Here is a 16,448-nt window from a genome sequence, read left to right as displayed (position 1 = left end):
CCACCCCCCAGGTCATCCGTTCGACAGGGGGCAACAGTCATGCCGGGCCCGGAGGCCAGCGGCCCTCTTGCAGGACCGCGAAAAACATAACGGGGAGTCACGGCCTCGTACTGGAGAACATCGCCGCACTCGAACGAGACGGTTCCTGCCTCGGAGCATTCTCCGTATCCCGTACGACCCGTGAAGGCGCGCTGTTCGTCGACGCGGTGGCGCACGCGCAGCACCACACCCCCGACCACCCCAGCATCGTCAACGGGTCGATCGCCGCAGCCGTCCAGGGAGCCTTCGGGGACGTCCAGTTCACCTCGCGCACCCGCGGCAGTGAACTGTTCATCAATCCCCTGATGACCCTCTGCTTCGCCTTCGAGCTGGACGCGGTGGCCCGCCACTGCCTGTATCTCGACCGCATCGAGGACACCCATCTCATCCGTCAGGTCAGCAGCACCATCGCGGAGCTCCGGGACGACGTCCGCCAGCGACCGCCGCGGCGCATTCCGCACTGAACGGGCAGAGCGACAGTGGCCCGATTCCATCGCCGATGACCGAGTCGGTTGGATCCACGGCCCGTTACGGACATGATCGGGTGGTATGAACGGCCCGACGGCCCAGCGGCAACCAGGGAGGGAAGTCCGATGAGCACGCCCAACAAGGACCTCGAAAAGGTCGAAGTGAGGCTCAAATGGGATCCCAGCCCACCGGGTGCCCCGGCCCACGACCTCGACATCATCGCGGCTACCTACTTCGCGGACGCGCCGTACGGCAGTCCCGCATATCTCGTGCACTTCGACAGCCGTTCACCGGACGGCACCATCAATCTCGACCGCGACAGCAGGACCGGCCAGGGCTTCGGTTTCGACGAGGTGATGACGCTGGAACTGCACCGGTTGTCGACCACGTACACCCGGGTCGTGGTCGGCGTCGCCATTCAGCAGCGCGACGGTCGCAAGACGTTCGCCGAGATAGCGAACACGGGCGTACAGGTCCGGGAGGGCTACACGAATCTGGCCGAGGACGACTTCTCCTCGGTCGGCGACGCCACCGCGGCGACCGTCGCCGAGTTCGTCCGCGGCGCCTCCGGCGTCTGGGAGTTCCACGCCACGGTTCGGGGCTTCGACGGGGACCCCGGGGCCTTCGCCGAGACGATGGGCGGCCGTACGCCCGGAGCGTGACAGGTCACGGGGGGAAAGGGGCCGGGCAGCACGCCCGGCCTCGCTCAGCGGCGGACGGAAGACCCGCTTCTCTTGATCACGCCGCTGAGCGCGCCATCACGGCGCCCGCCCTGACACGCCTCTTCCACAGGTGTCCTGCTGCTTCGGACGCAGCTGCCGGGCGTCACGAAGGCGAAGGACGGCGGAGGCGCGGGAACAGCTGCTCGCGTCACCACGTACTCGACTCATACCGCCGCATCGGATGCGCGGCAGCTCGTACGCCCGCATCAAGGCACATACGCCCACGTCAAAGACACGACAGAGGGCGCCGACCTGTGGTCGGCACCCTCTGTGAAGTGCGGCTCAGCACCCTCGGCGTGAGACGCTCAACCTTGCGTCAGTCGCCATGGGGCTCGTTCTCAGCTGCAACCGCTGGTCGAGCCGCAGCCCTCGCAGATGTAGCAGGACCCGGCGCGCTGCATCTTCGTACCGCAGGAGAAGCAGAGCGGCGCGTCCGCGCTGATGCCGAGCTGCATCTCGACGAGCTCCGCCGAGGTGTGCGCCGTCCTGGGGGCCGGCTTCTCGGCCTCCGGGACGGCCGCGACCGCCTTCAGCGGCTCCGTCCGCACCGGGGCGGACTGGGCCAGAGCCTCGACGTCCAGTTCGTCATCCTCCAGGGACGGCTCGTACGAACCGGTGTCGAGGTGCCGCTGACGCTCCTCGGCGGAGTGGATGCCGAGTGCCGAGCGGGTCTCGAAGGGCAGGAAGTCCAGCGCGAGACGGCGGAAGATGTAGTCGACGATCGACTGCGCCATCCGCACGTCCGGGTCGTCCGTCATGCCGGCCGGCTCGAAGCGCATGTTGGTGAACTTCGAGACGTACGTCTCCAGCGGGACGCCGTACTGCAGACCGACCGAGACGGCGATGGAGAAGGCGTCCATCATGCCCGCGAGAGTGGAGCCCTGCTTGGACATCTTCAGGAAGACCTCACCGAGACCGTCGTCCGGGTAGGAATTGGCGGTCATGTAGCCCTCGGCGCCGCCCACCGTGAAGGAGGTGGTGATGCCGGGACGGCCCTTGGGGAGGCGCTTGCGGACCGGGCGGTACTCGACGACCTTCTCGACCGCGGTACGGATGGTCTCCTCGGCCTTGGCCGCGACCGCGTCCGTTGCGGACTTCTCCTTGGTCTTCGCGGAGAGGGGCTGGCCGACCTTGCAGTTGTCGCGGTAGATCGCGAGCGCCTTGACGCCCATCTTCCACGCCTCGAAGTAGACCTCTTCCACGTCCTCGACGGTGGCCGTCTCCGGCAGGTTCACCGTCTTGGAGAGCGCGCCGGAGATCCACGGCTGGATCGCGGCCATCATGCGTACGTGGCCCATCGCGGAGATGGAACGCTCGCCCATCGCGCAGTCGAAGACCTCGTAGTGCTCGGTCTTCAGACCGGGGGCGTCGATCACGTTGCCGTGCTCGGCGATGTGGGCGACGATCGCCTCGATCTGCTCCTCCTGGTAGCCCAGGCGGCGCAGGGCCTGCGGAACGGTGCCGTTGACGATCTGCATCGAACCGCCGCCGACCAGCTTCTTGAACTTGACCAGGGCGAGGTCGGGCTCAAGGCCGGTGGTGTCGCAGGACATGGCGAGACCGATGGTGCCGGTGGGCGCGATGACCGAGGCCTGCGCATTGCGGAAACCGTTCTTCGCGCCGAGACGGATCACGTCCTGCCAGGCCTCCGTGGCGGCGGCCCAGATCGTGTTGTCCAGGTCGTCCATGTGGACGGCCGCGGCGTTGGCGTCGGCGTGCTGCTTCATGACGCGCTGGTGGGGCTCGGCGTTGCGGGCGTAGCCGTCGTACGGGCCGACGACCGCGGCGAGCTCGGCGGAGCGCTTGTACGAGGTGCCGGTCATCAGCGAGGTGATGGCACCGGCCAGGGCGCGGCCGCCGTCGCTGTCGTACGCGTGGCCGGTCGCCATCAGCAGGGCGCCGAGGTTGGCGTAGCCGATGCCCAGCTGACGGAAGGCGCGGGTGTTCTCACCGATCTTCTGCGTGGGGAAGTCGGCGAAGCAGATGGAGATGTCCATCGCGGTGATGACCAGCTCCACGACCTCGGCGAAGCGCTCGGACTCGAAGGACTGGTTGCCCTTGCCGTCGTCCTTGAGGAACTTCATCAGGTTCAGCGAGGCGAGGTTGCACGAGGTGTTGTCCAGGTGCATGTACTCGCTGCAGGGGTTCGAGCCGTTGATCCGGCCGGACTCCGGGCAGGTGTGCCACTGGTTGATCGTGTCGTCGTACTGAATGCCCGGGTCGGCGCAGGCCCAGGCAGCCTCGGCCATCTTGCGGAAGAGGGACTTGGCCTCGACCTCTTCGATGACGTCACCGGTCATGCGCGCGCGCAGCCCGAACTTGCCACCGGACTCGACGGCCTTCATGAACTCGTCGTTCACGCGGACCGAGTTGTTGGCGTTCTGGTACTGGACGGACGTGATGTCGTCGCCGCCCAGGTCCATGTCGAAGCCCGCGTCGCGCAGGGCGCGGATCTTCTCCTCCTCCTTCACCTTGGTCTCGATGAAGTTCTCGATGTCGGGGTGGTCGACGTCGAGGATGACCATTTTGGCCGCACGCCGGGTGGCGCCACCGGACTTGATCGTTCCGGCGGAGGCGTCGGCACCGCGCATGAAGGAGACCGGGCCGGAGGCGTTGCCGCCGGAGGACAGCAGCTCCTTGGAGGAGCGGATACGGGAGAGGTTCAGGCCGGCGCCGGAGCCGCCCTTGAAGATCATGCCCTCTTCCTTGTACCAGTCGAGGATCGACTCCATGGAGTCGTCGACGGCCAGGATGAAGCAGGCGGAGACCTGCTGCGGCTGGGGCGTGCCGACGTTGAACCAGACCGGCGAGTTGAAGCTGAAGATCTGGTGCAGGAGGGCGTACGCCAGCTCGTGCTCGAAGATCTCGGCGTCCGCGGGAGAGGCGAAGTAGCCGTGCTCCTCGCCGGCCTTGCGGTACGTCTTCACGATCCGGTCGATGAGCTGTCGCAGACCGGTCTCGCGCTGCGGGGTGCCGACAGCCCCGCGGAAGTACTTGCTGGTGACGATGTTGACCGCGTTCACCGACCAGAAATCGGGGAACTCGACGCCACGCTGCTCGAAGTTGATCGAACCGTCGCGCCAGTTGGTCATGACGACGTCACGGCGCTCCCATGCCACCTCGTCGTACGGATGCACGCCGGGGGTGGTGTGGATGCGCTCGATACGCAGACCCTTGCTCGACTTGGATCCCTTGGCTCGGGAACCTCGTGCCGGGCCGCTCGCCGTCTCTGTCATGCCGCCTCCCATATGTGGGCAAAAACGCCCTGAAGTGCCCAGAACTTCCCGGGGCACAGTCTGTCTCTGATGCTTCGGACGCCACGCACATCGCCCGGAGCGGGTCCATACAGCCGCACTGTCGCCGATCCGCACACCTGTGCCGATCGGCCGGTGTCGCTCAGTCGGCGGCGACGGCGGGAACGGGGACCTCAAGGGTCTCGCCGGTCCCGCGCTCCTCCACAGGAGGTCGCCGTTCACGGAGTTCCGCGATGGCGGCCTCGAAGTCTTCGAGTGTGTCGAACGCCCGGTACACGGACGCGAAACGCAGGTACGCGACAAGATCGAGTTCCTGCAGGGGGCCGAGGATGGCCAGACCCACGTCATGGGTGGTCAGCTCGGCGCTGCCGGTGGCACGCACCGCCTCCTCGACCCGCTGGCCGAGCTTGGCGAGGGCGTCCTCGGTGACCGGCCTCCCCTGGCACGCCTTGCGCACGCCGGAGATGACCTTGGTACGGCTGAAGGGTTCGGTCACACCGCTGCGCTTGACCACCATCAGCGAACAGGTCTCCACCGTGGTGAAACGGCGGGCGCAGTCGGGGCACTGGCGGCGACGGCGGATCGACGTGCCGTCATCGGTGGTGCGACTGTCGACGACCCGGCTGTCGGGGTGCCTGCAGAAGGGGCAGTGCATGGCTCCCAACCCTCCTTCACAGCACGACTGAATAGCCTCTTCAGGGCCCGCAGGGGCCCCTCGAAGCAGTGACAAGCATAGGCGATGGCCACACCCCCGGCGGACCGGGGACCACAACTTCTGGGTGACTGGAACAATCCAACCACTAGATCTTGGGTTTGGTCGCACATTCGGCCCTAGCGCGTGTCGCGCATCGCCGGCGACCGGCAGGCAGCGTACGGCCGAGCACGAGGTTACGGGAACCGCGCGGCCGCCAGGGTCGCGGGGCTCTCGCTGTCGGACTCCGACAACGCCCTGTGAGCCACCCCGCCCGGCGACACCGCGCCGGGGACGCTACCGTAATGATCCGAATTGCCACCGAACAGTGATCTGATCCGGTTTTCCACTCGGCCCGACGGACCACCCCGAGCGGAAGCTCGACCACCCCGGCACCGCACATACACCCGACAGTGAACACACGACAGGCTTTTATTCGTTTTTCACTCGAACGTGTGTTTGGCGCAACCTTTCGAAAGCCACTACCGTTGTCCAGCTAGGGAGACCATTCGAGAGGGGCCGACGTGACCACCACCGCAGACAGTGCCACCATCACTGCCCAGGACCGCTCCCAGAGCCGACTCGATCCGGTGCATGCCATGAATGACCCAGTCACGAACACGGAGGGGCCCGAGCCCATGCGCCCAGCGCGCTCGTTGCCCGGTCGGCCTCCAGGCATTCGGGCGGACAGCTCGGGGCTCACGGACCGGCAGCGGCGCGTTATCGAGGTGATCCGGGATTCCGTGCAGCGGCGTGGGTATCCGCCTTCGATGCGGGAGATCGGTCAGGCGGTGGGCCTGTCCAGCACGTCCTCCGTCGCCCATCAGCTGATGGCTCTGGAGCGCAAGGGCTTCCTGCGTCGCGACCCCCATCGCCCGCGGGCGTACGAGGTCCGTGGCTCGGACCAGCCCACTTCGCAGCCCACCGATACGACCGGGAAGCCCGCGGCGTCGTACGTACCGCTGGTGGGCCGGATCGCGGCCGGTGGCCCGATCCTCGCCGAGGAGTCGGTCGAGGACGTCTTTCCGCTCCCCCGCCAGCTGGTCGGTGACGGAGAGCTGTTCGTGCTCAAGGTCGTCGGTGACTCGATGATCGAGGCGGCGATCTGTGACGGCGACTGGGTGACCGTGCGCCGCCAGCCCGTCGCGGAGAACGGCGACATCGTGGCTGCCATGCTGGACGGCGAGGCCACGGTCAAGCGCTTCAAGCGTGAGGACGGCCATGTGTGGCTGCTCCCGCACAACTCCGCCTACCAGCCGATCCCCGGCGACGAGGCGACGATTCTCGGCAAGGTGGTGGCGGTGCTGCGGCGAGTGTGACGACTCACCGGCTCCGACCGGGCCCCGGGATCCACTGCGCCGATCCCGGGGCCTGCCTGTGCCCTCTGACAACCGAGCGGACTACTGGCTGTTGGCCTTGCCGTTGGCCTTGGCGGCCGAATCGATCGCCGCGAGCGAGCGGCGCGCCTGATTGCGGTCGGTGGTGTACCAGAAATCGGGCAGCGAGGCGCGCAGATAGCTGCCGTAACGGGCGTTGGCCAGTCGCGGATCGAGCACTGCGACCACGCCCTTGTCACCCGTGGCGCGTACCAGTCGACCGGCACCCTGGGCCATCAGCAGAGCGGCATGCGTTGCCGCGACGGCCATGAACCCATTGCCCCCTGCCTCCTCGACCGCCTTCTGGCGCGCGCTCATCAGCGGATCGTCGGGGCGCGGGAACGGGATCCGGTCCATGACCACCAGCTGACAGCTGGCCCCGGGCACATCGACCCCCTGCCAGAGGGACAGCGTGCCGAAGAGGCAGGTCTCGGGGTCGGCCGCGAAGTTCTTGATCAGCTCTCCGAGGGTCTCCTCGCCCTGGAGCAGGATCGGCTTGTCGAGTCGGCCCCGCAGTTCCTCGGCGGCGGCCTGAGCCGCCCGCATGGACGAGAACAGCCCGAGAGTGCGCCCGCCCGCCGCCTCCATCAGCTCGGCGAGCTCGTCCAGCATGTCGGTGCGGGATCCCTCCCTGCCGGGCGTCGCCAGATGCCGGGCAACGTACAGGATGCCCTGCTTCGGGTAGTCGAACGGTGACCCGACGTCGAGCCCCTTCCACTGCGGAATGTCATCGCCCGCAGTGCCTTCGGGAGCGAGCCCGAGCGAGGCCCCCACCCCGTTGAAATCCCCGCCGAGCTTGAGCGTGGCCGACGTGAGGACTACGGACCGTTCGGCGAAGAGCTTCTCGCGGAGAAGTCCGGAGACGGAGAGCGGGGCGACCCGGACGGAGGCGCCGAAACGGTCGTGCCGCTCGTACCAGACGACGTCGTACTCCGAGCCCTGGGTGATCCGCTCGGCGACGCCGTGGATCGTCTCCACCGATGCGAGAGCCTGCTTGCGGACGGCGTCCTCGTCCTGAACGGACTTGTCCCGGGTGGCGCCCAGGGCCGAGATCACCGTGCGTGCTGCGTCCCGGAGCGCCAGCAGTGCGTAGCCGAGGTCCTCGGGGACCTCCTCCAGCCGGCCGGGGAGCGCCAGCTCCATCACCCGCTCGAAGCCCTCCGACGCGGTCTGCAGGGCGTCGGCCGCCTTCTCGTTGACCAGCTTCGCCGCGCGGCGCACAGCGCGGTTGACCTGGCCGGGGGTGAGCTCTCCGGTGGCCACCCCGGTGACCCGGGAGACCAGCTCATGGGCCTCGTCGACGATCAGCACCTCGTGCTGCGGGAGCACCGGGGCGCCCTCGATGGCGTCGATGGCGAGGAGGGCGTGATTGGTGACCACGACATCGGCGAGCTTGGCACGCTCACGGGCCAGCTCAGCGAAGCACTCCGCGCCGTAGGCGCACTTGGAGGCGCCCAGACATTCGCGCGAGGAGACCGAGACCTGCGCCCAGGCGCGGTCGGAGACGCCGGGGGTGAGGTCGTCACGGTCCCCGCTCTCCGTCTCGTCCGACCAGTCCCGCAGCCGCAGCAGATCCTGGCCGAGTTTGCTCGACGGGGCCGCGGCCTCGAACTGGTCGAAGAGTCCCTCCTCCTCGTCCTGAGGCACTCCTTCGTGGAGCCGGTGCAGGCAGAGGTAGTTCGACCGGCCCTTGAGCATGGCGAACTGAGGGCGTCTGCGCAGCAGCGGGTGCAGGGCGTCGACCGTGCGCGGAAGGTCGCGCTCCACGAGCTGGCGCTGCAGCGCCAGCGTCGCCGTGGCCACCACGACGCGCTCCCCGTGCGCCAGCGCGGGCACCAGATAGCCGAGGGACTTGCCCGTGCCGGTGCCGGCCTGGACGAGCAGATGGGATTGGTCGTCGACAGCCTCGGCGACGGCCTCGGCCATGGCGGCCTGGCCGGGCCGTTCCGTACCGCCGACGGCGGTCACGGCGGCGTGGAGGAGCTCGGGGAGGGATGGCTTCGTCATAGCCCGACCACCCTACGGTGCACCACTGACAACGGCGATCACTCCCAGACTCAGACAGAGGGGTGGAGCGGGTTCGGAACGGTTCCGTGGATGGCGGCGTGCGGCCGCCGGGGGCGGTCCCGGTAACCGTCCACATGCAGGCGGTTGCGGTTCAGGCAGAGGCGTTCGATGCGGGGCGTCAGCATGTCGAACATCTCGAAACGCTCCTTGAGCTCGGGAAAAAGGGCGTGGTACCGCAGGATCTCGGCCCGCACGAGTGACCAGAAATCGGCTTCCAGGACTCCCAGCTGCTCCTCGCACAGTGGGGACAGGAATCGGAAGACACCGATGAACAGTCCGGCGTGGATGAACTGGGTGAGGAACGAGGGCGGCTCGGTGAGCAGGATGCTGCGTACGTCCTGCGGCATGGACGCGTGCTCCGGCAGCGGCTGGGCGCTGATGTTCACATCGTCCACGAAGTCCTTGATCGCCAGGCGCACCGGTACGTCCTGGTCGTCGAAGACGACGATGGCGTTCTCGCCGTGCGGGGAGAACACGGTGCCGTAGCGGTAGAGGAAGTGCAGCAGCGGCGGGAGCAACGCGGCGAAGAGCCGGGTCAGCCAGGCGGTGGGGGTCAGTCCCGAGCGGGCGACGAGTTCGGCCGTGAAGGCACGGCCCTGCGGATCGATGTGGAGCAGCGAGGCGAGGGTCCGGGCCCGTTCGCCCGGCGCGAGCCGGGGCTGGAGGGGTTCTCGCCAGATCGCGCCGAGGATCTCCTTGAACTGGTAAGGGGTCTCGGGGAGGTGGTCGTAGAGCGGATGCTCGACGGTCACGGAGGCCACCTCGCCGAGCAGGATGACCCCACAGGTGTCGCGCAGAAAGGCGTCCTGGTCGCGCAGGCCCTGGACCCACCCGGTGACGGCGGGGGCCGCGAGGGTGCGTTCGGTGGGCAGGCCCCTCCAGACCAGGGTGTTGAGGATCGACAGGGGCAGTTTGACCGTGTGCCGGTCGGGACGGGACACGTTGGTGAACGTGCGGATGGACTGCTGCGGCAGCCGCTCGTCCGCGTCGGTGTGGAGCGGAACGATGTCACCTGCGGCGATGGCCGGCGCGAAGACCGGAACGATCCATTCGTCCCACTGCCAGGGGTGCACGGGGAGACAGAGATAGCTGCCGGGGTCGAGGCCGCGGGTGTGGAGCACGGCGGCGAAGGAGTCGCGGACCGACGGGTCGAGTTCCTGCGCGTACAGCTGCTGGGGGGTGGCCAGGCCGGTCACTCCGCGGTAGGCGGCGATCCGAGTGGAGACGGCGATCCACGGCAGCCTGACCGGCCTGCGGGCCTCGGGTGCGTAGCGGGAGGTGTCGGTAGCGGAGAAGCCGAGGCGCCCCTTGTTGGCGACGAGCCAGGGGTGGCCGGTCTGATGCCCTTCCAGCTCGGCGTAGTCGAGGTCGGCCAGCCGGGCGGCGGGGAGCGCGGTGTGGTCGAGCCGGGCATCGGCGGCGAGGGTGGTGGTGATCTCGCGGATGAGGTGGCCGAGGGTGGCGCCGTCGATCCCGAGGAGGTGGCGGGCGCGGGCGAGGAAGCGCAGCGGGTCGTGAAAGGGGACGGTGTCGCTGTTCCGGTCCCGGAGCTGCTCGGCGGAGGTGTCCCGGTCACTGTCGCAGGTCGATTCCGGGGGAGCGCTCCGGATACTGTCGCGCGTCGATTCCGCGAGAGCACTCCGGATACTGTCGCATGCAGATTCCGCGGCAGCGGCCCCGGCGCTCCCGCGCTCCTCGCGAATCGAATCGGGGGCGATGAGCCAGCCGCCGTACACGCCCCGTCGGGCGCTGAAGCTCAGGGTGGCGCCGTCGTCGAGTCCGAGGGTGTACGTCTCGCTCCCGTCGGCCCGCGCGACCGGTTCGACGACTTCCTCGTAGGCGAACTGACCGAGCATCTTCGCGAGCAGCCGGGCGGCGGCTCCGTCCCAGACCGCCCGGTTCAGTTCCGGTGTGCTGAGCAGCGCGGCTGACTCCGCTGAATCATGGCTCGCGGGATATTTCGGCACAGGGCCTCCTCGGGACGGAACCAATGGGGTGGGAGCGGTATACGCAAGGCAGGAGATCGTTCACAGCTGGGCACGGTGCGTTCGGTCACGGACCATCAGGGCAGCTCGCTTGTCGGGGAGTTCGACTTCCGCGGAGAAGCGGAAGCCGGCGCTCAGGAAGGCGGAGACGGAGGGGGTGTTGCGCAGGTCGGGTTCCGCGACGACACGCGCGCACAGGGGGCGGTTGTCGAGCACGAGATCGGAGACGGCCCGGAGCAGGGTGGTGCCGACGCCACGTCCGCGGTTGTTCACACTGCCGATGAGCAGGTGGATTCCGGTGTCGTGCGGGCGGGCGGGGTAGTGGCGCGCCAGCGGATCGAGATCCGCCCGGTAGATCTCCCAGTAGCTTATGGGAATCCCGGCCAGCACGCCGAGACACGGGACACTGCGTCCGTCGCCGTCTAGTTGAGGACGCAGGTGGTCGGCGGTGACCGCCTCGGACCCGGCGAGTTCCCAGAACGCGGCGACCGCGGGATCGTTCATCCACCGGCTGATCACGTCGAGGTCGCGTTCCAGTCGTACGGGGACGAGCTGGAACACTCCGGCCGGGGTGGTCACCGGCCCCCAGTCGGCCGGGCGGTCGAGCAGATCGGCGCAGGCTGGACCGCTCGTGGCCGCCCGTCTGCCTGCGGCCGGGCCCGCGTCGCCCGGTTGGGGCGACGCGGGTGTGTTCGGCGGCAGGGGCCGCGCCGGGGTGGCCGATGTGTCCTCCCCGGGCGCGGGCGGTGTCTCCTCCTCGAACAGAGCGAGGAGTTCTTCGGAGAGCGGCAGGTCCAGGGTGTCCTCGGCGCCCGTGTCGGTCGGTGGGGCAGGGCCGGCACCGGCGTCGGTGTGCGCATCGGCGGGAGCCACGGTGTCGCTCTCCTCTCGGCGGATCAGATGGTTGTCATGTTCCTTCAGGCGTACAAGGGGTTGGCCATGGTGACGTAGACGGACTGGGTGTCGACGGGCCCGACGAGTTCATCGAGGCCGTGCAGCCGGGTCAACAGGTTGGCCTTGCACCGCAGGTGGGATTTTTCCAGCAGATGCGCGGGCAGTGGGGAACCCAGCGCGGTGGCCGAGTCGAGGAAGCGACGGAACGCGGCGATGAGCACCTGTTCGTCGGCGAGGCGCTGGGCACCGAAGGCCCCGATCAGGCCGAACACGTTGTTGATGCCGAGGTAATAGGCGAAGCGTTCGTCGGTGACCGCGTCGGAGACGAAGGTGTCGCTGACCCGTCCGATGCCGGGGAGCCGGTGCTCCAGCGCGGCGCGGTGGGACTCACGGAAGTAGTAGCCCTGGTTGTCACGGTATCGGCCGCCGACGGGCCAGCCGTGGGGGTCGAGCAGCACCAGGGTGTTCTGCTGGTGGGCTTCGAGCGCGACGCCCGCGTGACCGTCGAGCCAGAGAACCGGACGTACGACGCGGTCGAGGTAGCGCAGGAACCACTCGGTGGCGACCGCCCCCACCGCTCGTCCGGTGGCGGCGGCCAGGGCGAGGACGATCTCGGTGAGGCGTGAGTGCCTGCCCGTCCGGCCCGGCCAGGGGCGCGGGGCGGTGAGCGAGGCGATGCAGACCGCGTCGTCGAACGGCCCGAAGGGGTTGTGACGCAGCATCACGTCGAGGCCCGCGACGGGCTCGCCGTCGGGGCCGTCGACGGCGAGCCAGGCAGGGTCGCGGACGATGTCGAAGCCCGGGTGGACCGCGTGCCACCGCGCGGCGAGGCCGCTGCGGAGCAGCCGGTGCACCTCGACCCCGCGGTGGAGCTCCTTGCGGAGGTTCTCCCGACGGGAGTTGGTGATGCGAACGCCGAGGGAGAGCTTGAGCATCACCTCGGCGTCCGGCCGGTGCACGGTACGGACGGAGGAGGTGGGGTACCAGGGCTTCCCGTGCGGTCCCAGGTCGTGGAGGAGTCCGGCGTCGAGCAGGGCGGTGACCTCGGGCCGGTGTCCGAGTTCGCGGGCCTGCCAGGGGTGGAGCGGAATCGGTGCGGTGTTGTCGGGGATTCGCAGCCCCTCGGTGTGGGAGGTGACCAGTTCCGCTGCCGGTACCGGCCGGCCGCCGTCGGTCCAGGCGGAGTCGGTGGCCAGCACGGACCGGTGGACAGCCATCCAGTGGAGCGGGAAGGAGCCGTGCGACTCGGGTGAGTAGCGGCGGCACTCCGCGTCGGAGAGGCCTTCGCGGCTCTTGGGCGTGGGGTGGAGCGGATGTCCGAGGAGGAGTGACTGTTCGGCGGTGAGGAAGAGGTCCGCTTCGGCCGGGGCCTCGGGGGTGCGGCGCCGCTCAGCGATGAAACCGGCGGTTCGCCGTACGGAATCGGCGACCCGGGCCACCATGTCGGTGCCCCCGTCGCGGTCGGCCTCGCGGCCCAGCAGCGCGCCGACCGTCACGGCGTCGACGGGTGGTGCGCCTTCGGGGGTCCCCTCCAGGACGGGCATGCCGAAGCGGTGCCAGCCCGTGACGGACCAGTAGACGACGGGGACGAGCAGCGCGGTTCCGCTCGCGGGAAGGGGGATACGGAGGGTCTCCCCGGCCGGTCGCGGCAGGTCGCTCTCCCGGACCCAGCAGCGGAGCAGGTTCTCGACACCGGCCGTGTCGGCGGCGCGCAGCGGGTCCGGATGGTCGAGGAGGTCGGTGGGGGCCTCGGCGCTCCCCATGTGCATCGGGAGGTACTGCTCGTCGTGCGGTGCCGCCTTCTGGCGCGGCACGGTGGTGTGCTCGACGACGAGGTTGCCGGTGAGCCCGGCCGGTCCTCGCTGAGGGGTGGGGGGAGGGCCGTCGGCCTGGGGCGCGGGGGTGGGGTTCACGGCGGTCTTCCTTGTGAGGGTGTCCGGGGTCAGCGAATCGCCCCGGTCGTGGTCCGGCGGTGCGGCAGGCGCTCGGCGGCTGCCAGGGCGTCGGCGAGGCGGTCCACGACCGCTGTCGCCTGTTCGTCGGTGAGAGTGAGGGGCGGGAGGAGGCGTACGACGGTGGACTGACGTCCGCCGAGTTCGACGATGAGCCCGCGGCGCAGGCATTCCTGCTGGACGGCGGCGGCGAGGGCCGGGGCGGGGGGCGGCTCGGGGCCGTCGCCCCGCACGGGTGCCTCGGGGTCGACGAGCTCCACCCCGATCATCAGGCCCCGCCCACGGACGTCTCCAATGGACGGGTGGCCCGTGGCCAGTGCCTGGAGGCGCGCGAGCATCCGGGCGCCGAGCGTCGCGGCACGCTCGGCGAGGTGGTTCTCCCGTACGAAGGAGAGGGTGGCCGTGCCCGCCGCCATGGCGAGTTGGTTGCCCCGGAAGGTACCGGCGTGCGCGCCCGGCTGCCAGGTGTCGAGTTCGGAGCGGTAGACGATCACCGCGAGCGGGAGGGAACCGCCGATGGCCTTGGAGAGCACCATCACATCAGGCACGATCCCGCTGTGTTCCACCGCCCAGAAGGCACCGGTGCGGCCCACGCCCGTCTGGACCTCGTCGGCGATGAGGGGGACGGAACGGGTCTCGGTGATCTGACGCATCCGGCGCATCCAGCCGTCGGGGGCGGGGTTCACGCCGCCCTCCCCCTGCACCGGTTCGAGGATCATGCCAGCCGGTGGGGGCGTGCCGCCCTTCGGGTCGTCCAGGAGGTTCTCCGTCCAGCGGGCGGCGATCTCCGCGCCGCGTCCGCCGCCGACGCCGAAGGGGCAGCGATAGTCCCGGGGGAAGGGAAGCCGTGTCACGCGTACGTCCTCGGCGCCTCCCGAGGCGGCCAGGGCTCCGGCCGTCATTCCGTGGTAGGCGCCGGTGAAGGCAAGAAGCCCGCTGCGGCCGGTCGCGGCACGGACCAGCTTGAACGCCGCCTCGACGGCGTCCGTGCCGGCCGGCCCGCAGAACTGGATCCGGGCGTCGTCGGCGAACCGCCTCGGCAGGGTGGCGAACAGCTCGGTCGTGAAGGCGTCCTTGACCGGGGTGGCGAGGTCGAGCACATGGAGCGGTGCGCCCGAGTCGATCACCTTCTTGATCGCCTCCAGGACCACCGGGTGGTTGTGCCCGAGCGCCAGGGTGCCGGCTCCCGAGAGACAGTCGAGGTACCGCCGCCCGTCCGCGCCCTCGATGGTCATCCCGCGGGCCCGTACCGGCACGATCGGCAGCGAACGCGCGTAGGTACGGGCAGCGGATTCACGCAATGACTGGCGGCGCAGGATCCCCTCGTGCACCGCCGGTGCTGCCACCGGAGCTGGTTCGGTCACGGCCACGGCTGTTGGTCCTCCCGCTGTAACAGTTGCGTTGCACGTCGGTACGTCGGCGCACGGACGGACTGCGGGGATGAACGCTGTCCGCGAGTCCCTCGTACATACCAACGACGCCGGACGCCGGGGATCACGGCCGAATCCGAAGGTCCTTGCGGAGGCGGAACCGTGGCCCTGCCGCATGCCGTCCCCATCGGCACCGGCATAGTGGGGGCCGCACGGAGGGTTCGGGCGAATTTCCGGCAGTCCGCAGGATGTTCGAAACAAACGGCTCGCAGCGGTACCGAAGTGCAGTACAGAAGTGTTGAGTTACGAAGTCCCAGGGGGATCACCACATGCGACTCATTCGACCGGCTCTCGCTGCACGCCAGGGGGGCACACGTCGTAGGCGCTCCTCGGTGTTCGCCACGGCCGCGGTCACCGCGGTCCTCGCGCTCACCGCCACCGCCTGCGGGCCCGGCGAGGACGACGCGAGTGACAAGCCGAGCAGTCCCGCAGGCCAGGCCTCGGACGGCAAGATCACCATTCCGAACGATCTGAAGAACCGGCTCAAGGAACACGGGATCGATCTCGACCAGTGGAAGAACGGCGAGTGGAAGAACTGGGACAGGGACAAGTGGCTGCGCGAGGCGAAGGACTTCGTCAACCCGATCATCGAGGGCCTCTGGGACCCGGACCGGATGCGGGATGCCGACAAGTCGCCGGAGAAGCCGGTCGACAACGACATCTCGGGTGATGTGGGCGTGACGGACCCGACCCCCGCGCCCGTCCGGGCCGCCGGTGTCCGAACGCCGTACCACGCCAACGCCGCGGAGTCCGGGAAGCTGCTCTTCGACAGCCCCGAGGGCTCCATGGTCTGCTCCGCGACGGTGGTGAAGGACCCGGCCCACCCCGGCAAGTCCAACCTGGTGTGGACGGCGGGGCACTGCGTGCACGCGGGCAAGAAGGGCGGCTGGTACCGCAACATCGCCTTCGTTCCGTCGTACAACAACGAGGGTCTGTCGCCGGCGGAGCTGAAGACGGCCACCAAGCAGGAGATCGCCCCGTACGGCGTGTGGTGGGGCCAGTGGGCGCAGACGTCCGACCAGTGGATCTCCCAGGGCGCCTCGGTGGGCGGCCAGGGCGCCCCGTACGACTTCGCGGTGCTGCATGTCACGCCGGAGAAGGGCTCCACGGGCAAGTCGCTGGAGGAGACGGTGGGCTCCGCGCTGCCCGTCGAGTTCAACGCACCGGCCGTGCCGAAGATCGGCAGCATGACGGCCACCGGCTTCCCGGCCGCTCCGCCGTACGACGGCCAGAAGGCATTCCAGTGCGAGGACAAGCCGGGCCGGCTCTCGCTGACCGCGCAGGACCCGACCATGTACCGCATCGGCTGCACCATGACGGGCGGTGCCTCCGGCGGCGGCTGGGTCGCGGCGGGCCAGGACGGCAAGCCCGCGCTGGTCTCGAACACCTCCATCGGCCCGGTGACGGCCGGCTGGCTCGCGGGGCCGCGCTTCGGCAAGGAAGCCCAGGGCGTCTACGAGTCGGTCAGCAAGAAGTACGCGAAGCAGTGACGACGGTCCGTCAGCCGGAGCTTCCGGCCGACGGATGACGGATCAGCAGGGGCTCCCGGCGCGGCAATCGCCCGCCGGGA

The 16,448-nt window shown here is 69.2% G+C and carries 10 protein-coding genes and 1 pseudogene; 4 read left to right on the top strand and 7 right to left on the bottom strand.

Annotated elements, in window-relative coordinates; translation table 11 throughout:
• Together ABZ826_RS22385 and ABZ826_RS22380 are read left to right on the top strand one after the other, a co-directional pair.
• Positions 1-503, top strand: a pseudogene (locus tag ABZ826_RS22385) (hypothetical protein); the annotation flags it as partial.
• A gap of 129 nt (positions 504-632) precedes the next feature.
• A complete protein-coding gene (locus ABZ826_RS22380) occupies positions 633-1,169 on the top strand; it encodes a TerD family protein (RefSeq protein WP_361450901.1) in 537 nt (178 codons plus the stop codon).
• A gap of 398 nt (positions 1,170-1,567) precedes the next feature.
• Here the strand turns inward: ABZ826_RS22380 and ABZ826_RS22375 are convergent, their stop codons facing one another.
• On the bottom strand, positions 1,568-4,465 hold the full coding sequence (locus ABZ826_RS22375; protein WP_361450898.1) for a vitamin B12-dependent ribonucleotide reductase: 2,898 nt from the start codon (positions 4,463-4,465) through the stop codon (positions 1,568-1,570).
• Between the two features lie 160 nt (positions 4,466-4,625).
• Entirely contained in the window at positions 4,626-5,138 is a 513-nt protein-coding gene (nrdR, locus tag ABZ826_RS22370) for a transcriptional regulator NrdR (RefSeq protein ID WP_361450895.1), read from the bottom strand.
• Positions 5,139-5,698: 560 nt separating this feature from the next.
• Here nrdR and lexA point away from each other — a divergent pair.
• Positions 5,699-6,493: a transcriptional repressor LexA gene (lexA, locus tag ABZ826_RS22365; RefSeq protein WP_361450892.1), complete on the top strand. Its 795-nt coding sequence runs from the start codon at positions 5,699-5,701 to the stop codon at positions 6,491-6,493.
• An 81-nt stretch (positions 6,494-6,574) separates the two neighbouring features.
• Here lexA and ABZ826_RS22360 read toward each other — a convergent pair whose 3' ends face one another.
• From ABZ826_RS22360 to ABZ826_RS22340, 5 genes are read right to left on the bottom strand one after another with little or no spacing between them, the layout of a single operon-like run.
• Positions 6,575-8,557 carry an ATP-dependent DNA helicase gene (locus tag ABZ826_RS22360; protein WP_361450889.1) on the bottom strand — a complete coding sequence of 661 codons (1,983 nt, stop codon included), beginning with the start codon at positions 8,555-8,557 and terminating at the stop codon, positions 6,575-6,577.
• Between the two features lie 50 nt (positions 8,558-8,607).
• A complete protein-coding gene (locus ABZ826_RS22355) occupies positions 8,608-10,584 on the bottom strand; it encodes an IucA/IucC family siderophore biosynthesis protein (RefSeq protein WP_361450886.1) in 1,977 nt (658 codons plus the stop codon).
• Between the two features lie 60 nt (positions 10,585-10,644).
• Positions 10,645-11,475, bottom strand: coding sequence for a GNAT family N-acetyltransferase (locus ABZ826_RS22350; RefSeq protein WP_361450883.1), 831 nt, complete (start codon positions 11,473-11,475; stop codon positions 10,645-10,647).
• A 44-nt stretch (positions 11,476-11,519) separates the two neighbouring features.
• The gene (locus ABZ826_RS22345; protein WP_361450880.1) at positions 11,520-13,409 is read right to left on the bottom strand and encodes an IucA/IucC family protein; all 1,890 of its coding nucleotides are present in this window, start codon (positions 13,407-13,409) and stop codon (positions 11,520-11,522) included.
• Positions 13,410-13,438: 29 nt separating this feature from the next.
• Positions 13,439-14,818 (bottom strand): diaminobutyrate--2-oxoglutarate transaminase family protein, encoded by a 1,380-nt coding sequence (locus ABZ826_RS22340; RefSeq protein WP_361450877.1) that lies wholly within the window; start codon positions 14,816-14,818, stop codon positions 13,439-13,441.
• Positions 14,819-15,210: 392 nt separating this feature from the next.
• On the opposite strand from ABZ826_RS22340, the gene ABZ826_RS22335 reads away from it, so the two are divergent.
• Positions 15,211-16,368, top strand: coding sequence for a hypothetical protein (locus ABZ826_RS22335; protein ID WP_361450874.1), 1,158 nt, complete (start codon positions 15,211-15,213; stop codon positions 16,366-16,368).
• The last annotated feature ends 80 nt before the right edge of the window (positions 16,369-16,448 follow it).

The sequence above is a fragment of the Streptomyces sp. NPDC047515 genome, assembly GCF_040643055.1.
Classification (GTDB): domain Bacteria; phylum Actinomycetota; class Actinomycetes; order Streptomycetales; family Streptomycetaceae; genus Streptomyces.
This window is presented reverse-complemented; position numbering and strand designations above follow the sequence as displayed.